The 21,888-nt window shown below is 74.4% G+C and carries 24 protein-coding genes, 2 tRNA genes and 1 other RNA gene; 17 read left to right on the top strand and 10 right to left on the bottom strand.

From position 1 onward, the window contains the following. The 7 genes from BN344_RS07415 to BN344_RS07385 all read left to right on the top strand — a co-directional run. A partial coding sequence (locus BN344_RS07415) for a D-glycero-alpha-D-manno-heptose-1,7-bisphosphate 7-phosphatase (RefSeq protein WP_155858819.1) occupies window positions 1–730 on the top strand: 730 nt, incomplete at its 5' end. Between the two features lie 83 nt (window positions 731–813). Then, a complete protein-coding gene (locus tag BN344_RS07410; RefSeq protein WP_040337545.1) occupies window positions 814–1,863 on the top strand; it encodes a glycosyltransferase family 9 protein in 1,050 nt (349 codons plus the stop codon). Then, window positions 1,860–2,852, top strand: a complete 993-nt coding sequence (locus tag BN344_RS07405; RefSeq protein WP_040337544.1) for a glycosyltransferase — start codon at window positions 1,860–1,862, stop codon at window positions 2,850–2,852. Before BN344_RS07410 ends, BN344_RS07405 begins: the two co-directional genes overlap by 4 nt. Continuing rightward, entirely contained in the window at window positions 2,849–4,051 is a 1,203-nt protein-coding gene (locus BN344_RS07400; protein WP_040337543.1) for a glycosyltransferase, read from the top strand. Before BN344_RS07405 ends, BN344_RS07400 begins: the two co-directional genes overlap by 4 nt. After that, window positions 4,048–4,725, top strand: coding sequence for a D-sedoheptulose-7-phosphate isomerase (locus BN344_RS07395; protein WP_081788411.1), 678 nt, complete (start codon window positions 4,048–4,050; stop codon window positions 4,723–4,725). Before BN344_RS07400 ends, BN344_RS07395 begins: the two co-directional genes overlap by 4 nt. Beyond that, the gene (gene rfaE2 / locus BN344_RS07390) at window positions 4,722–6,083 is read left to right on the top strand and encodes a D-glycero-beta-D-manno-heptose 1-phosphate adenylyltransferase (RefSeq protein ID WP_040337542.1); all 1,362 of its coding nucleotides are present in this window, start codon (window positions 4,722–4,724) and stop codon (window positions 6,081–6,083) included. The genes BN344_RS07395 and rfaE2 overlap by 4 nt, the downstream gene beginning before the upstream one ends. Window positions 6,084–6,165: 82 nt before the next feature. Further along, a complete protein-coding gene (locus tag BN344_RS07385) occupies window positions 6,166–7,095 on the top strand; it encodes a glycosyltransferase family 9 protein (RefSeq protein WP_231486575.1) in 930 nt (309 codons plus the stop codon). A gap of 15 nt (window positions 7,096–7,110) precedes the next feature. Here BN344_RS07385 and BN344_RS07380 read toward each other — a convergent pair whose 3' ends face one another. Beyond that, window positions 7,111–8,745 carry a vWA domain-containing protein gene (locus tag BN344_RS07380; RefSeq protein WP_040337540.1) on the bottom strand — a complete coding sequence of 545 codons (1,635 nt, stop codon included), beginning with the start codon at window positions 8,743–8,745 and terminating at the stop codon, window positions 7,111–7,113. Between the two features lie 119 nt (window positions 8,746–8,864). Beyond that, complete coding sequence (locus BN344_RS07375) at window positions 8,865–9,851, bottom strand: UDP-glucuronic acid decarboxylase family protein (protein WP_040337539.1); 987 nt, start codon at window positions 9,849–9,851, stop codon at window positions 8,865–8,867. Window positions 9,852–10,109: 258 nt separating this feature from the next. Between BN344_RS07375 and BN344_RS07370 the strand changes: the two genes are divergently transcribed. Next, window positions 10,110–11,327: a PucR family transcriptional regulator gene (locus BN344_RS07370; protein WP_040337538.1), complete on the top strand. Its 1,218-nt coding sequence runs from the start codon at window positions 10,110–10,112 to the stop codon at window positions 11,325–11,327. Here the strand turns inward: BN344_RS07370 and BN344_RS19850 are convergent. From BN344_RS19850 to BN344_RS07350, 4 genes are all read right to left on the bottom strand, one after another. Further along, window positions 11,324–11,659, bottom strand: a complete 336-nt coding sequence (locus BN344_RS19850; protein WP_155858777.1) for a hypothetical protein — start codon at window positions 11,657–11,659, stop codon at window positions 11,324–11,326. The genes BN344_RS07370 and BN344_RS19850 overlap by 4 nt on opposite strands. Window positions 11,660–11,906: 247 nt before the next feature. Beyond that, a complete protein-coding gene (locus BN344_RS07360) occupies window positions 11,907–12,236 on the bottom strand; it encodes a hypothetical protein (RefSeq protein ID WP_155858776.1) in 330 nt (109 codons plus the stop codon). A 410-nt stretch (window positions 12,237–12,646) separates the two neighbouring features. Continuing rightward, entirely contained in the window at window positions 12,647–12,880 is a 234-nt protein-coding gene (locus BN344_RS07355; protein WP_040337535.1) for a DUF2630 family protein, read from the bottom strand. 39 nt (window positions 12,881–12,919) lie between these two features. Then, complete coding sequence (locus BN344_RS07350) at window positions 12,920–13,840, bottom strand: prephenate dehydrogenase/arogenate dehydrogenase family protein (protein WP_051515618.1); 921 nt, start codon at window positions 13,838–13,840, stop codon at window positions 12,920–12,922. A gap of 11 nt (window positions 13,841–13,851) precedes the next feature. On the opposite strand from BN344_RS07350, the gene BN344_RS07345 reads away from it, so the two are divergent. The 5 genes from BN344_RS07345 (at window position 13,852) to BN344_RS07325 (ending at window position 16,217) form a co-directional block, all read left to right on the top strand. Further along, entirely contained in the window at window positions 13,852–14,514 is a 663-nt protein-coding gene (locus BN344_RS07345) for an O-methyltransferase (protein ID WP_040337533.1), read from the top strand. Beyond that, window positions 14,511–15,008, top strand: a complete 498-nt coding sequence (locus tag BN344_RS07340) for a tRNA adenosine deaminase-associated protein (protein WP_040337532.1) — start codon at window positions 14,511–14,513, stop codon at window positions 15,006–15,008. Before BN344_RS07345 ends, BN344_RS07340 begins: the two co-directional genes overlap by 4 nt. Beyond that, window positions 15,005–15,658 (top strand): HAD-IA family hydrolase, encoded by a 654-nt coding sequence (locus BN344_RS07335; RefSeq protein ID WP_040337531.1) that lies wholly within the window; start codon window positions 15,005–15,007, stop codon window positions 15,656–15,658. The genes BN344_RS07340 and BN344_RS07335 overlap by 4 nt, the downstream gene beginning before the upstream one ends. Beyond that, window positions 15,655–16,119 carry a tRNA adenosine(34) deaminase TadA gene (gene tadA, locus BN344_RS07330; RefSeq protein ID WP_231486574.1) on the top strand — a complete coding sequence of 155 codons (465 nt, stop codon included), beginning with the start codon at window positions 15,655–15,657 and terminating at the stop codon, window positions 16,117–16,119. The genes BN344_RS07335 and tadA overlap by 4 nt, the downstream gene beginning before the upstream one ends. Before the next feature lie 10 nt (window positions 16,120–16,129). Then, window positions 16,130–16,217: transfer RNA gene (locus BN344_RS07325), tRNA-Ser, on the top strand. A gap of 56 nt (window positions 16,218–16,273) precedes the next feature. On the opposite strand, the gene BN344_RS07320 is transcribed toward BN344_RS07325, so the two are convergent. From BN344_RS07320 to BN344_RS07305, 4 genes are read right to left on the bottom strand one after another with little or no spacing between them, the layout of a single operon-like run. Further along, complete coding sequence (locus tag BN344_RS07320) at window positions 16,274–16,924, bottom strand: cation efflux transmembrane domain-containing protein (protein WP_051515617.1); 651 nt, start codon at window positions 16,922–16,924, stop codon at window positions 16,274–16,276. Next, window positions 16,921–17,295: an ArsR/SmtB family transcription factor gene (locus BN344_RS07315; RefSeq protein WP_040338109.1), complete on the bottom strand. Its 375-nt coding sequence runs from the start codon at window positions 17,293–17,295 to the stop codon at window positions 16,921–16,923. Before BN344_RS07315 ends, BN344_RS07320 begins: the two co-directional genes overlap by 4 nt. A gap of 42 nt (window positions 17,296–17,337) precedes the next feature. Continuing rightward, window positions 17,338–19,044 carry a serine/threonine-protein kinase gene (locus BN344_RS20190; RefSeq protein ID WP_040337530.1) on the bottom strand — a complete coding sequence of 569 codons (1,707 nt, stop codon included), beginning with the start codon at window positions 19,042–19,044 and terminating at the stop codon, window positions 17,338–17,340. A 22-nt stretch (window positions 19,045–19,066) separates the two neighbouring features. Further along, complete coding sequence (locus tag BN344_RS07305) at window positions 19,067–19,414, bottom strand: hypothetical protein (RefSeq protein ID WP_040337529.1); 348 nt, start codon at window positions 19,412–19,414, stop codon at window positions 19,067–19,069. A gap of 195 nt (window positions 19,415–19,609) precedes the next feature. Between BN344_RS07305 and BN344_RS07300 the strand changes: the two genes are divergently transcribed. The 4 genes from BN344_RS07300 to BN344_RS20650 all read left to right on the top strand — a co-directional run. Next, a tRNA-Ser gene (locus tag BN344_RS07300) sits at window positions 19,610–19,694 on the top strand. Between the two features lie 71 nt (window positions 19,695–19,765). Next, window positions 19,766–19,861: signal recognition particle sRNA small type (ffs, locus tag BN344_RS19465), an RNA gene on the top strand. Window positions 19,862–19,950: 89 nt separating this feature from the next. Next, window positions 19,951–20,616, top strand: coding sequence for a YceI family protein (locus BN344_RS07295; RefSeq protein ID WP_040338108.1), 666 nt, complete (start codon window positions 19,951–19,953; stop codon window positions 20,614–20,616). A 59-nt stretch (window positions 20,617–20,675) separates the two neighbouring features. Beyond that, window positions 20,676–21,888, top strand: a 1,213-nt coding sequence (locus tag BN344_RS20650) for a DNA polymerase III subunit gamma and tau (protein ID WP_040338107.1), incomplete at its 3' end; no start/stop codon positions are given.

Genomic DNA, 21,888 nt, shown 5'->3' with positions numbered 1-21,888 from the left:
CGTCGCGCGCCGGCCCCGGGCGGCCGCACTCGCCGCCGCCGGGTGGCTCGCCGGCACCGCCGAGTTCGCCTGGGCGCGCATCGCACCCGGACCCCGGACCCGGGCCGAGATGGCCACCATGGCCCTCACCAGCGCGGTGATCCCGCCGCTGGCGACGTGGCACTGGCTGCGCGGGGTGGTGCAGCACGTGGGGGTGCGCCCGTGGCGGGGCCTGCCCGACCTGGTGCTCTTCGACCGCGACGGCACCCTCGTCCGCGACTACCCGTACAACGGCGACCCTGCGCTGGTGACGCCGGTGCCGGGGGCGGGGGAGGCGCTCGACGCGCTGCGCGCCCGCGGGGTGCAGGTGGGCGTGGTCAGCAACCAGTCCGGCGTCGCCCGCGGGATCATCACCCGCGACCAGGTCGACGCCTGCATGGCCCGGCTCGAGGAGCTGCTCGGCCCCTTCGACACCCTGCAGGTCTGCCCGCACGGTCCCGACGACGGCTGCGCCTGCCGCAAGCCCGCGCCCGGGATGGTCAAGGTCGCCTGCGCCGAGCTCGACGTCGACCCGGCCCGCTGCGTGGTCATCGGCGACATCGCCGCCGACGTGGACGCCGCGGCCGCCGCCGGCGCGACCGGGATCATGGTGCCGACGCCGGTCACCCGGAAGGCCGAGGTGGCCGCCGCGGCGCACGTCGCCCCGTCGCTGCCCGCGGCGGTGGACGACGTGCTGGGCGGTGCCTGGTGACCCCCACCCCCGGACTTTCGGCGCCGAAAGTCCCGGCCTCCTCCGGACTTTCGGCGCCGAAAGTCCCTGGGCGGCGGGGGACGGTGCTCGTCGCCCGGCTCGACAACGCCGGCGACGTCCTGCTGCAGGGCCCGCTGGTGCGGGCCGTCGCGCACGGCGCCGACCGGGTGGTCGTGCTCGCCGGCCCCGCCGGTGCCGCGGCCGCCGAGCTGCTGCCCGGCGTCGACGAGGTGTGGACCTGGGCCTGCCCCTGGATCCTCGGCGACCCACCGCCGCTCGACGCCGCCGACCTGGCCGCGCTCACCGAGCGGGTCCGGGCCCTGGCGCCCGACGAGGCGGTCGTCTCGACGTCGTTCCACCAGTCCCCGCTGCCGCTCGCGCTGGTGCTCCGCACGGCCGGGGTGCCTCGGATCAGCGCGATCAGCGTCGACTACCCCGGCTCGCTGCTCGACGTCCGGCACCGTGTGGACGACGACCTGCCCGAGCCCGAGCGGGCGCTCTCCCTGGCTCGCGCGGCCGGGTTCGAGCTGCCACCCGGCGACGACGGCCGCCTCGCCGTCCGCCGCCCCCTCCCGACGCCGCGAGATCTGCACACTCGCACCCATCAGGGCGCTGAAGGCGGCGAGTGTGCAGACCTCGCCGGACTGGAGCCGGGATACGTGGTCCTGCACCCGGGCGCCTCCGTTCCGGCGCGGGCCTGGCCGCCGGAGCGGTGCGCGGAAGCGGTCGAGGCGCTGGCCGACGCCGGTCACCGGGTGCTGGTCACCGGAGGCCCGGCCGAGCGGGAGCTCACCGCCCTGGTCGCCGGCAGCCGCGGCACCGACCTCGGCGGGGCGACGACGCTGGCCGAGATGGCGGCGCTCTTCGACGGCGCCGCCGCGGTCGTCGTCGGCAACACCGGTCCGGCGCACCTGGCCGCCGCCGTCGGCACGCCGGTCGTGTCGCTCTTCGCGCCGGTCGTCCCGGCCGAGCGCTGGGCGCCGTACGGCGTCCCCACCGTGCTGCTCGGCGACCAGACCGCGCCCTGCGCGGGCACTCGGGCCCGCGAGTGCCCGGTGCCCGGCCACCCCTGCCTGACGTCGGTGACCGCGGCAGACGTGGTCGCCGCGGTGGAGAAGCTGGTGAGCGCATGAAGGTGCTGATCTGGCACGTGCACGGCTCGTGGACGACGTCGTTCGTCCAGGGCCCGCACGAATACCTGCTCCCCGTCGTGGACGGCCCCGACGGGAGCCGGAGCCCGGACGGGCTCGGCCGCGCCCGCACCTGGGACTGGCCGGCGTCCGCCCGCGAGGTGACGCCCGAGCAGCTGCGCGCGGAGCCGCCGGACGTCGTCGTCCTCCAGCGGATGCGCGACCTGGAGCTGGTGCGCGAGTGGCTGGGCGCCGAGCCCGGCCGCGACCTGCCCGCCGTCTTCCTCGAGCACAACGCGCCGGGGCTCGAACCCGACGACGGTCCGGTGCCGCACACCCGCCACCCGATGGCCGAGCGCAGCGACATCCCGATCGCGCACGTCACGCACTTCAACCGGCTCTTCTACGACAACGGCCGGGCGCCGACGACGGTCATCGAGCACGGGATCGTCGACCCGGGCGAGCGCTGGACCGGCGAGCTCGCGCGCGCCGCCGTCGTCGTCAACGAGCCGGTCCGCCGGGGCCGCACCGTCGGCGCCGACCTGCTGCCCGGGCTGGCGGAGGTCGCCCCGGTCGACGTGTTCGGCATGGGGCTGACCGGCCTGCACGCCGCGTACGGGCTGTCGCCCGACCGGGTCGGGCTCTTCGACGACCCGCCGCAGTCCGCCATGCACGCCGAGCTGGCCCGGCGCCGCGTCTACGTCCACCCGGTCCGCTGGACCTCACTGGGCCTCTCGCTGCTCGAGGCGATGCACCTCGGCATGCCGGTGGTCGCGCTGGCCACCACCGAGGTGGTCGAGGCGGTGCCGGCCGAGGCCGGCGTGCTGTCCACCCGGCCCGAGCGGCTGTGGGCGGCCGTGCGGGCGTTCATGGAGGACGACGACGCCGCCCGGCTGGCCGGCAAGGCCGCGCGGGCGGCTGCCCTGGAGCGGTACGGGCTCCAGCGGTTCCTGCGCGACTGGGATGCCCTCCTGGGAGAGGTGACGCGATGAAGATCGACCTGGTCAGCGAGCACGCCAGCCCGCTCGCCGCCATCGGCGGGGTCGACGCCGGCGGGCAGAACGTGCACGTCGCGGCGCTCGCCGCGGGCCTCGCGCGCCGCGGGCACGAGGTCACGGTGCACACCCGTCGGGACGACGACGCGCTGCCCGAGCGGGTGGTGCTCCAGGACGGTTACGACGTCGTGCACGTGCCCGCCGGGCCGCCGAAGGAGCTGCCGAAGGACGACCTGCTGCGGCACATGCCCGAGTTCGCCACCAACCTCCGCCGCACCTGGTCGGAGCACCCGCCCCACCTCGTGCACGCGCACTTCTGGATGAGCGGGCTGGCCTCGGTCGCCGCGGCCGGCGGCATCCCCGTCCTGCAGACCTTCCACGCGCTCGGCTCGGTCAAGCGCCGCCACCAGGGCGACGCCGACACCTCGCCGCCCAACCGGATCGACCTCGAGCGCTCGCTGTGCCGGAGCGTCCGCCACGTCGTCGCCACCTGCAGCGACGAGGTCTTCGAGCTGCGCCGGCTCGGGCTGACCACCGACCGCGTCTCGATCGTGCCGTGCGGGGTCGACACCTCGGCCTTCACGCCGCGGGGCCCGGTGGCGCCGCGGGGGGACCGCACGCGGCTGCTCGTGCTCGGCCGGCTCGTCGAGCGCAAGGGGCAGGACGACGCCGTGCGGGCGCTGCGGGCGGTGCCCGACGCGGAGCTCGTCGTCGTCGGCGGGCCGCCCGCCGACCGGATCGACGCCGATCCCGAGGTGCGCCGGCTGCGGGCGATCGCCGCCGAGGCAGGGGTGGCCGACCGGCTGGTCTTCGCCGGCTCGGTCGCCCGGGACGACGTCCCCGGCTGGATCCGCTCCTCCGACGTCGTCCTGGCCGTGCCCTGGTACGAGCCGTTCGGCATCACGCCGCTGGAGGCCATGGCGTGCGGCCGGCCCGTCGTCGCCACCGCCGTCGGCGGGCTGCAGGACAGCGTCGTCGACGGCGTCACCGGCGACCTCGTGCCGCCGCGCGACCCCGAGCGGCTCGGCCAGGTGCTCGCCGCGCTGCTCGCCGACGACGCGCGCCGCGCGGCCTACGGCGCCGAGGGCGTGCAGCGCGCCCGCGCCCGCTACCGGTGGAGCCGCGTGGTCGCGGACACCGAATCCGTCTACCGGCAGGTCCTCGCCCGCCGCCCGCTCGTGGAGGCCGCCCGATGAAACCGCACTCCTTCCTCGAGAACGTCGCCGCCGAGGTGCCGGCGCCGGGCACCTGCACGCACCTCACCGGAGCCGACCACGTGCGGTCGCTGCAGGCCGCGCTGCGGTCGCTGGAGGGGCAGCTCGACGCGCTCGACCGCTGGGGGCGGCTGCTGGCCGGCGTCCTGTGCTCGGAGTCCCGCGGCCGGCTGCTGGCCGCCGGGAACGGGGGCAGCGCCGCGCAGGCCCAGCACCTGACCGCCGAGCTGGTCGGCCGCTACCGCGCCGACCGGCCGCCGTTCTCCGCCATCTGCCTGACCGCCGAGACCTCCACGCTCACCGCGATCGCCAACGACTACCCGGCCGACGAGCTGTTCGCCCGTCAGGTCGAGGCGCACGGCCGGCCCGGGGACGTGCTGGTGCTGCTGTCCACCTCGGGCCGCTCACCCAACGCCGTCGCGGCCGCCCGCCGCGCACGCGAATGCGGGATCACCGTGCTGGCGCTCACCGGCCCCGAGCCGAACCCGCTGGCCGCCGCTGCCGACGACGCCGTCTGCATCGACTCCCCGTGGACGGCCACCGTGCAGGAGTGCCACCTGGTCGCGCTGCACCTGGTGTGCGCCGCGTTCGACGCCGCCGTGCTCGCCGCGCCGGCCCGCGTGGCGTCCGGCCCCTCCCTGGGGCAGGCGGGATGACGGGGCCGCTGGTCGTCGTCGGCGACGCGCTGCTCGACGTCGACCTGGTGGGGTCGGCGTCGCGGCTGACCCCCGACGCGCCCGTGCCGGTGGTCGAGGACGTCTCCCGTCGCGAGCGGCCCGGCGGCGCCGCGCTGGCCGCCGTCCTCGCGGCCGCCGCGACCACGCGCGAGGTCGTGCTGATCGCGCCGCTGGACTCCGACGAGGGCGCCGACCGGCTGCGGGCGCTGCTCGACGGGCGGGTGCGGCTCGTGCCGATCCCGGCCACCGGCGGCACGGCGGTGAAGCAGCGCATCCGGGTGGGCGACCACTCGGTGGCGCGGCTGGACTCCGGTGCGCCGGTCGCCACGCTCGGCCCGCTGCCCGACGAGGCGGCGTCGGTCCTGCGCTCGGCCGCGGCGGTGCTGGTCGCCGACTACGGCCGGGGGACGACGGCGGCGGCCGACGTGCGCGAGGCGCTCGCCGCCGCGCGCGGCCCGGTGGTCTGGGACCCGCACCCGCGCGGCGCCGACCCGGTGCGGGGTGTCCGCCTGGTGACACCCAACGCCGCGGAGGCCGCCCGGCTGGTGCCCGCCGTGGACGGTGACGGACTGGCCGCGGTCGGCGCGCGGGCGGAGGCGCTCATCGGGCACTGGGGAGTCGGCGCGGTCGCGGTGACGATGGGCTCCCGCGGAGCGCTGCTCTCCTACGGCTCGGGCGCGCCGATGGTGGTTCCGGCCGTGCCCGTCTCCGGTGGGGACAGCTGCGGGGCGGGCGACTCCTTCGCGGCCGCCGCCGCACTCGCGCTGGCCGACGGCGCGGTGACCGGCGAGGCCGTGGCGGCGGGGGTGGCGGTCGCGTCGGCGTTCGTCGCCGGCGGCGGGGCCTCGGCGTGGGACGTCGACCGTCCGGAGCCGAACGTGGTCGCCGAGCCGGGGGCGGAGGGTGTGATCGCGCGGGTGCGGGCGGCGGGCGGCACCGTCGTCGCCACCGGAGGCTGCTTCGACCTGCTGCACCCGGGGCACGTCGCGACGCTGCGGGCCGCCCGCGGGCTGGGCGACTGCCTGGTCGTGTGCATCAACTCCGACGACTCGGTGCGCCGGCTCAAGGGCCCGTCCCGCCCGCTGGTGACCGCGCCGGACCGGGCGCGGGTGCTCGAGGCGCTGGAGTTCGTCGACGCCGTCGTCGTCTTCGACGAGGACACCCCGTCGGCGGTGCTGGAGCGGCTGCGCCCCGACGTGTGGGCCAAGGGCGGCGACTACGCGGGCGCGGACCTGCCCGAGGCGGCGGTGCTGCGGACGTGGGGCGGGCAGGCCGTCGTCCTCCCGTACCTGGACGGCCACTCGACCACCGCCCTGGTCGAGCGCTCCCGGGTGTAGTGCGCGCCCACGACGGGACTTTCGGCGCCGAAAGTCCCCGGCCCTGATGGGACTTTCGGCGCCGAAAGTCCCGGTAGCGGTGGTGCTGCGGCCGCTGGGGCTGGGGGACCTGCTCACCGGGGTGCCGGCGATCCGGGCGATCCGGGCGGTGGTGCCCGACCACCGGCTGGTCCTGGCCACCACCGGGTCGCTGCGCCCGCTGGCCGAGCTGATCGACGCCGTCGACGAGGTGCTGCCCGCCCGGGAGCTCGAGCCGCTGGACTGGACCGGGCCTCCTCCCGAGCTCGCCGTCGACCTGCACGGCAAGGGCCCGGCCTCGCACGTCGTCGTCGCCGACCTCCACCCGCGGCGGCTGCTCACCTTCGACAGCCCCGGCTATCCCGGCCCGACCTGGTACGCCGACGAGCACGAGGTGCGCCGCTGGTGCCGGCTGGTCTCCGACGGGCTGGGCGTCGACGCCGACCCCGACGCGCTCGACCTGGCCGTCCCGCCCGCGCCCCCGCCGGTGCGCGACGTCGCCGTGGTGCACCCGGGTGCCGCCCATCCGTCCCGGCGCTGGCCCGCCGACCGGTTCGCCGCCGTCGCCCGGCACCTCGCCGACGCCGGGCACGACGTGCGGATAACCGGCGGACCGGCGGAGGTGGAGCTGGCCCGGTCGGTGGCCGTGGCCGCCGGTCTCGGTCCCGACGCGGTCCTGGCGGGGCGGACGACGTCGCTGGAGCTGGCCGGCGTGATCGCGGCCGCGCGGCTCGTGGTCTGCGGCGACACCGGGGTGGCGCACCTGGCGAGCGCCTACCGGCGTCCGTCGGTGGTGCTGTTCGGCCCGGTGTCACCGGCGCTGTGGGGCCCGCCGCCGCGCCCGCAGCACGTCGTCCTCTGGCACGGGGACGGCGCCGGCGACCCCTGGGGGACCGAGCTCGACCCCGCCCTGGCGCGGATCACCGTCGACGAGGCCGTCGAGGCCCTCGGCGCCCTCCCCGACGGTTCGTGCACCGGCCGCCGGGGCGGTTAGTGCACAAACCGTCCGTCACCCGCGCTGGCGGAGGGCGTCGAAGAGGACGCTCTGCAGGTCGTTCTCGTCGACCGCCGAGTAGGCCGCACCGCCGGTCGCCTCGCCGATCGTCTCGAGCGCGCTGAGGTCGGCGTCGGGACCCAGCGCGATGCCGATGACCTTCACCGGGCGGCCCGGGTCGGCCTCGCCGGCGATCGTCTGCAGCAACCCGTCCAGCCCGATGCTGTCGCCGTCCTCGTCGGTGCCGTCGGTGATGACGACGACGGTGTTCACCGCGGTCGGATCGAAGTCCACCCGGGCCTTGCGGACGGCGGCCAGGATCGTGTCGTACAGCCCGGTGCCGCCGGGGGAGAGGCGGGTCGGGAAGGTGTCCGCCTGCTCCTGGAGGACGTCGCGCTGCGTGCGCCCGTCCACCTCGGCGTCCAGCGACCGGGTGGGCACCAGCTCCTGCCAGTCGGCGGCGCCGTCGAGCTCGCGGGCGAACACCCACAGCCCGATCGCCGAGCGGCCGGGGATGAGCGCCAGTGCGCTCTTGGCGGCGTCCCGCGCGAGCGTGGCGCGGTTGCCGCCGCCCACCTCGGCCTCCATCGACGCCGAGACGTCGACGACGGCGAGCAGCCGGGAGGGTGCGGCCAGGGCGGCCAGCCGGTCAAACAGGCCCTGCACCTGGTCCGGGTCGAGCTCCACCGGGTCCGGGGCCTCCTCGCGGATGCCGGTCTCCTCGCCGGCGGCGGGGGGCGCGGTGTCGTCCGCGTCGCGGAAGCCCGCCTCGCTGACGGCGGTCCGCGCGTCGTCGGAGGTCAGGACGGCGACGACCGAGTCGACCGCCCGGCTCTGGTCGCCCGTCGGGGAGCCGACGCGGACCACGGGGTAGTCGAGCACCGGTGAGCCCTCGGAGGGGTACACGGCGACGAGCGAGGACTCGCCGTCGGCGGTGTGGGCCGCGTACACCGCCTGCTCGGTCACCGGCACGAGCGCGGCGTCGGAGGCGCCCTCGCCGGCGGCCTCGAGCGCGCTCGACGCGCCGCCCGAGGCGCGGTCGGCGGCCAGCACGGCCTCGACGACGGCGGTGTCGGCCTGCTCGTCGCCGTCGACGGTGCCGCGGAGCGCGGCGAGCGCCGCGAGCGCCTCGGCGCTGGCCGCGATGTCGGGCATCGCGACCGGCTGGTCCTCGGTCAGCGCCTCCGACCAGGTCGGCGGCGCGTCGGACCAGCCCTGGTCGTCGACCACCGCGGTGCTGGTCGCGAGCACCACGGGTGAGGTGGCCATCGACGAGCCGGGCGAGAGGTCGGCGTCCCCGGCGCGGGGGAACCACAGGGAGGAGTCCGGAATCCACACGTCGGGCAGCGCGTCGGCGTCGAGGGCGCTGAGGTCGCCCGCGGTCTGCAGCGGCTCCTGGGCGGTCACCTCGGCCGTGACGCAGCCGTCGGCGCCGAGCGCGTCCGGGTCGGAGAGCAGCTCCTCGGCGAGCCCGGCCAGTTCGGGGGTGACCGTCACGGCGACGGTCGACCGCGTCGCGCAGTCCTCGTCGTCCCCACCGGTGAGCCACCACACCAGGCCTCCGGCGAGGAGGACGAGCGCGAGGCCTGCGGCGATCAGGACGTAGGGAACCGGGCGGCTGGGGGTGGTGGGATCGGCGTGGCGGCCCATGCTCGCTCTCTGAGGTCGACAGGGGGACGGACGCGGTCCCCCCGAGCCGCATCAACAGACTAGATGTGTCTGCCGACGGAGTGTGCCCGCCGGCCCGCACGGGGCCGGACGCCCCCCGGTCAGCCGGCTTCGGCTCCTCGCGCGGCGAGCTGCCTGGAGAACCAGTCCACCGTCCGCCGGAGCCCCTCCTCGGACGGGACGCGCGGCCGCCAGTCCAGCAACTGCTCGGCGCGCGTGGTGTCGGGACGACGGACCTTCGGGTCGTCCACCGGCAGGTCGATGAACTCGATCGGGGAGTCGGATCCGGTGAGCTCCACGATCCACTCGGCGAGCCGCAGCATGGACAGCTCGTCGGGGTTGCCGATGTTGACCGGCCCGGCGTGACCGGAGAACGCCATGGCGAGGATGCCGGTCACGGTGTCGTCGACGTAGCAGATCGAGCGGGTCTGCGAGCCGTCCCCGGCCACGGTGAGCGGCCGGCCCGACAGCGCCTGGCCGACGAAGGCGGGGATGGCCCGGCCGTCGTCGGCACGCATCCGCGGGCCGTAGGTGTTGAAGATGCGGACGATCCCGGTGTCGGTGCCCTTGGAGCTGCGGTAGGCCGTCGTCAGGGCCTCGCTGAAGCGCTTCGCCTCGTCGTAGACACCCCGGGGGCCGACCGGGTTGACGTTGCCCCAGTACTCCTCGGGCTGGGGGTGCACGAGCGGGTCGCCGTACACCTCCGACGTCGAGGCGAGCACGTAGCGGGCGCCCTTGTCGTGGGCCAGGCCGAGGGTGTGCAGCGTGCCGAGGCTGCCGACCTTGAGCGTCTCGATCGGCATCTTCAGGTAGTCCAGCGGGCTGGCCGGCGAGGCGAAGTGCAGCACCAGGTCGACCGGGCCGGGCACGTGCACGTAGTCGGTGACGTCGCAGCGGACCAGGCGGAAGCCGGGGCGCTCCATCAGGTGCAGGACGTTCTCGGGGGAGCCGGTGAGGAAGTTGTCGAGGCAGACGACCTCGACGCCGCGGTCGAGCAGGTGCTCGCACAGGTGCGAGCCGAGGAAGCCGGCGCCGCCGGTGACCACCGCCCGGCGGATGGTCCGTGCGCCGCGCACCGGCTGTGCCATGTCAGCTCCTCGCTGCCTCGCTGCCTCGCTGCCTCGCTGCCTCGTTGGCGCAGGTGCGCCGCGACGGGCGTGCCGCGGGCCTCCTACCCGGACGCCGGGGCCACACACGTCCACGTGGGACCGTCGGTCCTGGCGACGATTGGGTCACGAGTCCGTCCGGATCGACCGGCCCGATCCCGCGGAAGGTCACAATGGGCGCATCGCACAGTGATGGTTCCGACGTGTTGTGCTGAACGACGCGTCTAAGGAGGAGTTCGAGTGCAGGCGTTCGACACCCAGGTCGCGGCTCGACTGGCGGATCTCGCTCCGCTGCTGCTCGACCAGCTCGACGCCATGACCGACCGGATGGTGGAACTCCTCACGCGCACCGAGCCCGCCTACGAGGAGATGGTCGCCCAGGCCGAGGCCGACCTGCGCAGCTCGACCCGGGACAACCTGGAGCAGGGGCTCCTCGCCCTCATCGGCGCCTCCCAGGGCGCCTGCCCGGCGATGAGCGGCGCCCGCGAGGTGGGCCGTCGCCGCGCCGCCCAGGGGATCCCGCTGGAGGCGGTGCTGCGTGCCTACCGCCTGGGCGGGCAGATCACCTGGGAGACGCTCCTGACCGTGTCCCGCCAGGCCGGCGGCCGGCACGACACCCTCCTCCTCGAGGTCGCCGGCGCGGTCTGGCGCACCAACGACGGCGAGTGCGCCGCGCTCGCCGAGAGCTACCGCGAGGAGCAGCGCCGGCTGGCCGGCGTGGACGAGGAGACCCGGATGCGGGTCCTCGACGGGCTGCTCGACGGCCGCGGCGAGGACCCCTCGTTCGTGCGGACGGCGTCGGACCTGCTCGCGATGTCGCTGGACGGTCAGCTGATGGCCGTCGTCGCCCTGCCCGCCGCCGACGGCGAGCCGGCGCTGGACGGCATCGGGGAGGAGCTGCTCCGGCGCGGCGTGCACTCGGTGTGGGGCACGCGGTCCGGAGCCCAGGTCGGCGTCGTCGCCCTCGGCACGCAGTGCGCGCCCGACCTCCGGGCGCGGCTGCAGAAACTGGCCACCGGCCCGGTCGGGGTGTCGGCACCGGTCGACAGTGCCGCGGCGCTGAGCTCGGCCTACCGGATGGCGGAGACGGCCGCCCGGACCCTGCCCACCGGCGCCCGCCGCGTCGTCACCATCGACGAGCGGCTGCCCGAGGCACTGCTCAGCAACTCGCCGGAGATCAGCTCGCGGCTGGTGGGTCAGACGCTGGGCGGCGTGCTGGCGCTGCCGGAGGACGAGCGCGAGGTGCTGCTGGACACCCTGTCGGCGTTCCTGGCCTCGGACGGCTCACCGACCCGTGCGGCCGACGAGCTGTACTGCCACCGCAACACCGTGATGCACCGGCTGCGGCGGATCGAGTCGGTGACCGGCCGCAAGGTCACCGACCCGCGGGCCCGCCTGCAGTGGCAGCTGGCACTGCTCGGGGCCGAGCACGGACGTCAGGCCCAGCGCTCCGCCTAGCTGGGTTCAGCCGTTCGAGGGACGTAATTCGCTTCGGCGCCTGCTTCGTCATCGAGGACCCACCAGGCATCGATCGCATCGACGGCGATCCGCAGATGGTTGAGCTGGATAGGGACGCCGCCAGGTGGGGTCAGGGTCGCTTGCTGAAATGAGATCCTAGGGACAGGTGTTGCTGCTCTGGCGACCTTGGGCACGTCGGCCAGTGCGACATCATCGAGAGTGAAGCCTGCTCCGGCGGATTCGTAGTACTTGTCGAATGCCTCCTGTGCCTCTTCCTCGCGCGCGACCTGTGCCTCGTGCTGCTTACGAAGCGCGTCGGTTGCGGTGCTCATCATGTCCTCGGGCCATTCGGGGTAGAACGTGCGGGCCGCTCGTTCAACTGCCTTGCTGGCTGACTCCGTGAACTGAGTGTCCGACCCAATCGCTCCGCGAATTATCGTCCCCTTGACCAAGAGGCCAAGGGCTACGGGTACGCCGGATCGGCCGAGTGTGGCGATCAAGTCCAGCCGGGCATCCCCTCCCTGAGAGAACCACTGGCGGTCCAACCGCTTGGCTACGGCCTCGCTTCGGTTGATGTCCTCAGGCGGAGACACGCTTGAGCCTTTGAAGCTCTCGAATCGCGCCTGATGCAGGCATGGCGATGATGGGAGCGATCAAACGTGTGCCCGCGTGCGTGCTTGAGTCGTGTGCGTCCAGCCGCTCGACTACCCAATCGCGCATGAGTTGGCTAGGTGCGACGTCTTCGGAAGCAGCCACCTTGCGGAGTTGGTCCAGCTTCTCAACCGGGATGCGAATCGAGTACACCTGAGACGGGCGCCGAGGGGGCGCGACGGTGACGGCTGGTTCGTCGTCCTCGACGTCCTCGATCGCCGCGACGGCCTCGAGCATTTCGCGATCTCGCTCACTCATCCTGACCTCCTCGCATGTATAGACGCTTGTCTGCATTGTTGGCGGTGACCCCGGATGCTCCGTTCCAGGAGCCATCTTCAGGATCGTCCGACCAGATCCACACCTTGAGCATCTCTCCTCGTCCGAAGGCCGACGGAGAGAATCCGACAACCTTCAGCGACGCAGTTTCGGGCTTATCCGCTCCAGCCACTCTGACGACGCGGCGCGCATCGAGGGCAGCCTCGGTGCACCACTCCGGCTCGAGGGACGGTTGTCCAGGCTGCCGCTGAGGTCGGGTGCGGACATGATCACTTGCCTCCTCTGACCACGTCACGTCATCAATGCGCAGTGCCTGAAGGTCGACCCCCTTGTAGAGGGGTCGGCGCGCCATGCCGATCAAGTATTACGACGTAATACGAAGTTGGCAAGCCTTACTGGAGGTAGTTCTCCACCGTCTTCTCGGGGCGGACCTCAGCCTCATCGGGGTCCTCGTCGTACTGGCGCTTGGCGCGACGCTGCCGCAGGAGGTCCCAGCACTGGTCCAGGTCGGCCTCGACCTTGCTCATGCGGGCGCGCGTCTCGTCGGTGTGCTCGGCGCTGTCGCGGAGCTTGTGCTCCTCGTCGACCAGCGAGTGGATGCGGCTGAGGATGTCGTTCTCGTCCATGCCGGGATGCTGCCCTGAGGTGGCTGCACGAAACGGCCGTCAGCCGTTCCCGGGCACCCAGCACTCGAGGAACGCGGCCAGCCGGCGGGTGACCGCACCACCCGAGCGACCCAGGGAGAGCAGCGCGGCCCGCTCCAGCGGCACCCGGACGGTCCGGCGCCCGTCCTGCCGCGTGACGACGGCGTGCCCGCCCTCGACCAGCTCGGCCCACGGGCGGTCCAGGTGTGCGCGCACGCGGGTGAGGGCCTCGGCGGTGGGACCGGCGTTGCCCTCGACCATCGCGGTGACGAACGCGGGATCGCTGCCGATGACCCGCGTGCCGTCGCGGAAGCTCCCCGCGGCCAGGGCCAGCGCCAGGGGGCCGGCGTCGGCCGCGGCACGCGCGAGGGCGGCGGCCAGCAGGTGCGGCACGTGGCTGATCGCGGCGACGGCGGCGTCGTGCTCCGCGGCGGTCGCGGGAACCACCTCGGCCCCGGCCGCGAGCGCCACCTCGGCGACCCGCAGCCACCGCGTCAGGTCGGTGTCCGGCTCCACGCACACGGCCCAGCGGGCACCGGTGAACAGCGCCGGGTCGACGGCCGCGTGCCCGGAGCGCTCGGTGCCGCACATCGGGTGGCCGCCGACGTACCGGGTCCCGAGCGCGGGCCCCAGCGCCTGCAGCACCGGGCCCTTGACCGAGCCCAGGTCGGTGACGGTGGCGTCGGGATCCGCGGTCAGCCCGTCCAGCGCCGTCGCCATGGCGGGCAGCGGAACGGCGAGGACGACGACGCCGGAGAGCTCCCGGGTGATGGTCACCCCGCGGGCCGCGGCGGCCTCGCGGGCGGCGGGGTCGACGTCCCAGCCGGAGACCTGTCGCCCCGCGGCCATGAGCGCGGCGGCCAGCGAGCCGCCGAGCTGACCGAGCCCGACGACGCCCACCGGAGGGACCGGCATGGTGGGTACCGGGAACGTTTCCGCCATGATCGGACCCTATGACCCCCAGGTCGTTTCTCCTCACGCCGGAACTGGCCGACTACGTGCGCGCCTCCACCGAGGCGCCCGACGAGGTGATCGCCGACCTCATCGCGGAGACCGCCGCCATGGCCGAGCGCGGTGAGGCGCCCGGCACGATGCAGATCGCCGCGGAGCAGGGCGCGCTGATGCAGCTGCTCACGACGGCGCTGGGCGCGCGGACCGCGATCGAGATCGGCACCTTCACCGGCTTCTCCGCGCTGTGCATCGCCCGGGGGCTCCCGGCCGACGGATCGCTGCTCTGCCTGGACATCAGCGAGGAGTGGACGGCGGTCGGCCGCCGGTACTGGGAGCGCGCCGGGGTTGCCGACCGGATCGAGTTGCGGCTGGGGCCCGCGCTGGAGACGCTGCGGTCGCTCCCGGCCGTCGAGACCTACGACCTGGCGTTCGTCGACGCGGACAAGACCGGGTACGCCGCGTACGTCGAGGAGCTGCACCCGCGGCTGAACCCGAACGGCGTCGTCCTGCTGGACAACACCCTGCGGGACGGCCGGGTGCTGGACCCGCAGGACGAGTCCGACCGCGCCCTCGCCGAGCTCAACGCGGCCCTGGCGGCGGACCCGCGGTGGGAGACGGCGCTGCTGCCCCTGGCCGACGGCCTGACGCTGCTGCGCAAGCGATGAGCGATCCGGTCGGGCCCGGCAGCTTCGCCGTCCGGGTGAGCCGCGGGAGCGGGCGCTGGCGCGTGGAGCTGCTCGCCGAGGACGCCGGCGACGAGCTGCCCGTGCTGGAGCGGGCGCTCGGGGAGCCCGGCGCCGGAGGGTGGCCGCCGCCGTTCGTCGTGGTGGTCGACTCCCGGCTCTACTTCGTCGTCCTGCGGCACGGACCGGGTGGCATGGTGCGGGCGCTGATCTCGGACGCGACCATGCTCGAGTGGGTGCTCGCCGCCGAGGTGGTGGAGCGCTACGGCATCGGCGTCGACACCGACGGCGCCTTCGACGACGACGAGAGCGGCTGGCCCGGTGGAGACCTGGACGTCTTCGCCGACGACGGCCTGCCCGCGGAGGAGCTGAGACCGATCGTGACAGCCGACGACCTCTGGGCCGAGGAGATGGTCCACCGGATCGCGGGGCGGCTCGGCTTCGCCGACGAGCTGGCCGCGGCGGTGAACCCGTGACCGGCACCGTGTCCGCGGTGGTCTTCGACCTCGGCGGCGTGATCACCGAGAGCCCGATGACCGCGTTCGCCGCCTACGAGCGCGAGGCCGGCCTGCCCGACGGGATCATCCGGCAGCTGAACTCGACCGACCCCGACACCAACGCCTGGGCGCGGTTCGAGCGCAACGAGCTCGACGTGGCCGGCTTCTCCGAGGCCTTCGAGGCCGAGGCCGCCGCGCTGGGGCACCGGCTCGACGCGAGCCGGGTGCTCGCCGCGCTGCGGGGCGAGGTGCGGCCGGCGATGGTGACGGCGATCCGGCGGCTGCGCGAGGCCGGGCTGCCGCTGGGCATGGTGTCCAACAACGTCTCGCCGATGGAGCGCGGCGGCCGGATGGACGACATCCTCGACCTCTTCGACGTGATCGTGGAGTCGTCGGTGGAGGGCGTGCGCAAGCCCGAGCCGGAGATCTACCGGCGCGCGCTGGACCGGCTGTCCGAGGCCGTGGGACGCCGGATCGAGGCGTCCGACTGCGCCTACCTCGACGACCTGGGCATCAACCTCAAGCCCGCCCGGGCCCTCGGCTTCTCGACGATCAAGGTGGTCGACCCGACCGTCGCGATCGCCGAGCTCTCGGCGCTGGTGGGCTTCCCGCTGGACGGGCCGGGGTGAGCTCCGACCTCGACGCGGCGATGGGGCGGGCGCTCGAGCTGGCGGCGGCCGCGCAGGAGTGGGGCGACACCCCGATCGGCGCCGTCGTCCTCGGGCCCGACGGGGCGGTGCTCGCCGAGGCGGCCAACGAGCGGGAGAAGCGTGGTGACCCGACGGCGCATGCCGAGGTGCTCGCGCTGCGGGCGGCCGCGGAACGACACGGCGACGGCTGGCGGCTGACCGGCTGCACGCTGGTGGTCACCCTCGAGCCCTGCACCATGTGCGCCGGCGCGAGCGTCCTGTCGCGCGTCGACCGGGTCGTCTACGGCGCCGACGACCCCAAGGCCGGTGCGGCCGGATCGCTCTGGGACGTCGTCCGCGACCGGCGGCTCAACCACCGGCCCGAGGTCACCGCGGGTGTCCGCGCCGAGGAGTGCGGCGCACTGCTACGCGCGTTCTTCCGCGCTCAGCGGGGGCTGTAGTCTCTTCGGCGGTGGCGTGTCCGAGCGGCCGAAGGAGCACGCCTCGAAAGCGTGTGAGGTGCAAGCCTCCGTGGGTTCAAATCCCACCGCCACCGCCATGGGGACGGCGACGTTCGTGCAGGTCAGCGACCTGACGAGCGTCGCCGTTCCTGGTTCAGGCGTCGGTGCAGCCGGCCGCGCAGCCGCACCCCTCGCCCTTCCACGCCTGGACGCCCTCGCGGACCGCCACGGCCGCGAGGACCAGCCCGGCGAGCGGATCGGCCCAGCCCCAGCCCAGCGTCGCGTTGAGCACCAGCCCGACGAGCAGGACGGCGGACAGGTAGGTGCACAGCAGCGTCTGCGTCGAGTCGGCCACCACGGCGCCGGAGCCGAGGGAGCGGCCGGTGCGACGCTGCGCCCAGGACAGGAACGGCATGATGACCAGCGAGGCGCAGGCCAGGCCGATGCCGACCGGTGACGTCTCCGGCTCGCTCCCGGCGAACAGGGCGCGGACCGACTCGACCGCCACGTACGCGGCCAGCGCGAAGAACGAGAACGCCATCAGGCGCAGCGCCTGTCGCTCGCGGGACTCCGGCAGCCGGTGGCGGAACTGCCACAGGATGATCAGCCCGCTGGAGACCTCGACCACCGAGTCCAGACCGAAGCCGATCAGCGCGACCGATCCGGCGGCGACCCCCGCGGCGATCGCGACGATCGCCTCGACGGCGTTGTAGGTGACCGAGGCGCCGGCGAGCAGCTGCGCCCGGCGCCCGAGCCGGCTGCGCTCGCCCGCGGTCAGCGCGGGGTGGGTGTGGGTGGCCGTCACCGGTCGGCCGGCTCGCCGTAGGTGGGGCACAGCGCGACGGCGTCGCCGGTGGCCGCCAGCAGCCGCTCCGCCGCCGCGAGCACCTCGAGCAGGGGTGCGCTGTGACTCAGCGACCACAGGGAGGCCCGGCCCTGCGGCCGGGAGGTCACGAGGCCGCAGTCGCGCAGGCAGGCCAGGTGCGCCGAGACGGTGGACTGTGCGAGCCCGAGATGCGCGGTGAGGTCGACGACCTTGTGCTCGCCGAGGGCGAGGTGGCGCAGGATCGCCAGCCGGGCCGGCTCGCCCAGGCTCCGGAACATGCACGCGGCTGCCGACAACGCGACGGTCTCGTCGACCGACGGCTCAGGAGCAGCGCCCGTGCGCGCTTTCATCGTCACCGGGCGATGATAGCCCGTCGTCCGTGCCGTTCGGCGTCAGTCGACCGGGAAGTCGCTGTCCAGGATGAGCCGGCCGTCCTGCACCAGGAACGTGAACACGTGCGGCCCGGTCTCCCGGCGACCGTCGGAGTAGCGGTACTCGAGCGTCGCCGTCGCCTGGTTCTGCCCGTCGGTGGCCCGGACGTCGCTCACGCGCACGTCGTCGAACTGCTGCCAGTAGCGGATGTAGTTGTCACGGCTGATGTTGGCGCGCAGGGTCGGCCCGGTCCGGTCCCACGCCTGCGCCGGGTTCTCGAGCACCTGCCGGTGGTAGTCCTCGAGGAATCGCTCGACGTTGTCCGCGGACAGCGGGTCGCCGTCGGCCTGGGGCGCGTTCCCCTGGTTGCCGTTGCCGTTCCCCTGGTTCCCCTCCGTCGCGTCGCCACCGCCCTCGGTGCCCCCACCCTGGGTGTCGTCCCCCTCGGCGTCCTCGTCCTCGGCCTCGTCGTCCTCCGGCTCGGGGTCGGGAGCCGACGACGGCGCCTCGGACGACACCGCGGTGTCCCGGGCCTGCGGGCCGCCGTCGTCGTCGGGCAGGGAGATGACGAAGGCGACGAGCCCGACGAGCGCCGCGACGAGCAGCGCCGCGGCGAGCCAGATCCCGCGCCGGCGCCTGGTCTTCCCACGCGGCTCGGCGTCGACGACCGGCTCGGAGACGGCGGCCGGCGCCGGATCGGGGCGGGCAGCCTCCGGCCGTTCGGGTGCCGGGGTGGCCGGCGGGGAAGGCGGTGGCGCCGGGGGGCCGGCGGCGTCCTCCACCGGCAGCACGGCCGCGCCGGCGGGGAACATCTCCGTGTGCTTGCGCCCGGTGGCCGGGCGCAGGTCGGTGCGGGCCAGGAGCACCGTGGTGGTGTCGCCGCTGCGGCCGGCCGCCAGCCTCGCCAGCTCGTCGCGGACCTCGGCCATGGTGGGCCGCGCGGCCGGGTCGGTCGACAGCATCCGCATCAGCGGCTGGGCGAGCGAGCCGGCCCGCAGCGGCGGGCGGATCGATCCGCCGGCCACCTTGTGCAGCATCGCCAGCGCGTTGTCCTCCATGCCGAAGGGCGGCTGGCCCTCCAGGCAGGTGTAGAGCGTGGCGCCCAGGGAGAAGACGTCGCTGGCCTCGTCCATCTCCTGGCCCTGCGCCACCTCCGGCGCGAGGAACGCCGGCGTGCCGGTGATCTGACCGGTCTGGGTGAGCGTGACGTCGCCGCTGGCGTGCGAGATGCCGAAGTCGGTGATCTTCACCAGACCCTCGAGCCGCTCACCCTGGCCGATGAGGATGTTGGCCGGCTTCACGTCGCGGTGCACGATCCCGGCGGCGTGCGTGGCGGCCAGCGCGTCGGCCACCTGGGCGCCGATCTGCGCCACCTGGTCCACGCGCAGCAGCCCGTCGGCCGTGACCACCTCGGCCAGGCTGCGCGAGGGCAGGTACTCCATGACCAGCCAGGGCGTCTCGCCCTCCTGGGCGACGTCGTAGACCGAGATCGCGTGCGGGTGGCTCAGCCGCGCGGCGATCCGGCCCTCCCGCAGGGCGCGCAGGCGCTGCTGCTCGGCGAGCGCCTCGTCGGTCTCCGAGACCAGGACCTGCTTCACCGCGACCTGCCGGCCCAGCAGCTCGTCACGGGCCAGCCAGACCGCGCCCATCCCGCCGCCGCCGATCTGCGACTGCAACCGGTAGCGCCCGGCGACGAGGCGGCCGGGAGCGGTGACGGGTCGGGTCATGGACGGCGGGGTCGTCGGTGCGTCAGACGGCCGACGGCTCTCCGTACCGGCGCACGTACTCCTCCTGTGCGCCGGCGGGCAGGGCGTCGTAGAGCGTGCCGAGCTCGGTGTGCACCTCGGGATCGAGGTCGTCGAAGATCTGCTGCCACGTCGGGGGCTCGTCGTAGCTGCGGGTGAGCAGCAGCTCCCACGCGTGCGACTGGCGGTCGCGCTTGCCGCGTTCGGCCAGGAACTCCGACAGGTAGGAGTCCTTCGCCGCCGCCTTCTCCGAAGGCGTCGCCCCCGCCGGCAGCTCGGCCGGGTCGCCGCCCTTGAGGACGGCGACGATCGCGTCGACGACGTCCGGCCGCACCTTGGTGTCCTCGCTCATGTCCGCCTCCTCTCCCGGGCGCCCTCGCGGACGCTCTCCGGTGGCCACTGTCCTGACCGATCCGCACGGGCATGCCCGCTGGTCGGGACACTCAACCACCCGGCCGCCGCGGGTGGGCCGGTGATCGTTCCGCACCCTCCGACGAGAGCCACGCCGAGCGGCCCGCGCAGGACCGGTAGCATCGTCACCGCAGTTGGAGGATTCGCCTAGTGGCCTATGGCGCTCGCTTGGAAAGCGGGTTGGGGGCAACCCCTCGGGAGTTCGAATCTCCCATCCTCCGCAGCACCGGGCCCGCCCCGTCCCTCCGGACGAGGCGGGCCCGTCGCGTGCGGCGCGTGCTCTACAGTGGGTCCCGACCCCTCGTGTGGCGTCACCCTGTGAACCTCCCCAGGGCCGGAAGGCAGCAAGGATAAGCGGGCTCTGGCGGGTGCGCGGGGGGTCCCTTTCTTTCCTCTCCCAGTGCGTTGTGTGCCGGCTCACAGCCGGCTGACAGGTTCCTGCGCTTCGATGCATGAACCGTCAAGCAGGGAGTGGTCATGCGCCGACGCAGCTGGTGGATCCTCGGAGGCGGCCTCGCGCTCCTCGTCCTCGCCCTCGTCGCCGGACCGCTGATCTACGCCGCGCTGGACGAGGACGCCCCACCCGCCCGGACGGTCGAGGCCCAGCCCGAGGGGGCGACCGTCTCCGCCGGGACCGACGGCACCTGGGCGGTGGCACCCGGTTCCACCGCCGGGTACCGCGTCGACGAGGTCCTCAACGGGGTCGACAACACCGTCGCCGGCACGACCGACGCGGTGACCGGCTCCGTCGTGGTCGAGGACGGGTCGCTCGTCTCGGCGGAGGTCGTCGTCGACGTCGCCGGCATCGCCACCGACAACGGCCGCCGCGACAGCTACTTCCGGGACAGCATCATGGACGTCGACCGGCACCCGACCGCCACCTTCGCCGTCACCGAGCCCGTCGAGCTCCCGGAACTCACCGGCACCCCCGTCACGATCCCGGTGACCGGCGAGCTCACGGTGAAGGGGGCGACACGCGAGGTGCAGGTCGATCTGTCCGCCGTCCGCACCCCCGAGGGCGTCGACGTCTCCGGATCGATCCCGGTGACCTTCGCCGACCACGGCATCGACCCGCCCAACCTCGGCTTCGTCCGGGTGGAGGACACCGGCTCCGTAGAGTTCCTGGTGCATCTCACCCTCTGACGGTCCGGGCGGCGGGGAACGCCCGCCGGAGCGTCGGAGGGGCTGAGTAACCTCGCGGCGTGGCACTGGCCCTGTACCGGAAGTACCGCCCGGCGACCTTCGCCGAGGTGGTCGGTCAGGAGCACGTCACGGCGCCGCTGATGAACGCGGTCGACGGCGGGCGGATCAACCACGCCTACCTGTTCAGCGGCCCCCGCGGCTGCGGCAAGACGTCGTCGGCGCGCATCCTGGCCCGGTCGCTCAACTGCGAGCAGGGCCCGACCTCCACCCCGTGCGGGACGTGCGGGTCGTGCGTCGCACTGGCCCCCGACGGCCCCGGCTCGCTCGACGTCATCGAGATCGACGCGGCCAGCCACGGCGGTGTCGACGACGCCCGAGACCTGCGGGAGCGCGCGTTCTTCGCGCCGGTGAACAGCCGCTTCAAGGTGTACATCGTCGACGAGGCCCACATGGTCACCACGCAGGGCTTCAACGCCCTGCTGAAGCTGGTGGAGGAGCCGCCGGAGTTCCTCGTCTTCGTCTTCGCGACGACGGAGCCGGACAAGGTGCTCCCGACCATCCGGTCGCGCACCCACCACTACCCCTTCCGCCTCGTGCCGCCGACGACGCTGCGCGGCCTGCTCGAGCGGACCTGCGCGGCCGAGGGCGTCACGGTCGAGGCGACGGTGTTCCCGCTGGTCGTGCGCGCCGGCGGCGGCTCGGTGCGCGACTCGCTGTCGATCCTCGACCAGCTCCTGGCCGGCGCCGGCCCCGAGGGCGTCACCTACAAGACCGCCGTCGGCCTGCTCGGGGTCACCGACGACGCCCTGCTCGACGAGACCATCGACGCCCTCGCCGCCTCCGACGCCCCGGGCGTGTTCCGCGCCGTCGACCGGGTGGTCGAGGCCGGGCACGACCCTCGCCGGTTCGCCACCGACCTGCTCGACCGGCTGCGCGACCTGATCGTGCTGGACGCCGTGCCCGACGCCGGGAGCAAGGGGCTGCTCGACACTCCGTCGGACCGGCTGGACCTGATGAGCCAGCAGGCCCGGGCGCTGGGCTCCGCGACGCTGTCGCGCATGGCCGACACCGTGCACGACGGCCTCACCGAGATGCGGGGGACGACGGCGCCGCGGCTGGTGCTCGAGCTCGTCTGCGCCCGGATGCTCCTGCCCGGCGTCGACGACTCCGCGGTCGCCACGCTGCAGCGCCTGGAGCGGCTGGAGCGGCGGATGTCGATCGCCGGCGAGCACGCCGGGCGGCCGGCGGAGGCGCCTCCCGCGCCGGTCCGCC

The sequence above is a fragment of the Candidatus Blastococcus massiliensis AP3 genome (genome assembly GCF_000582785.1).
GTDB classification, from domain to species: domain Bacteria; phylum Actinomycetota; class Actinomycetes; order Mycobacteriales; family Geodermatophilaceae; genus Blastococcus; species Blastococcus massiliensis.
Note: the sequence above shows the minus strand (reverse complement) of the source record. Positions and strands in the feature narration are given on the sequence as shown.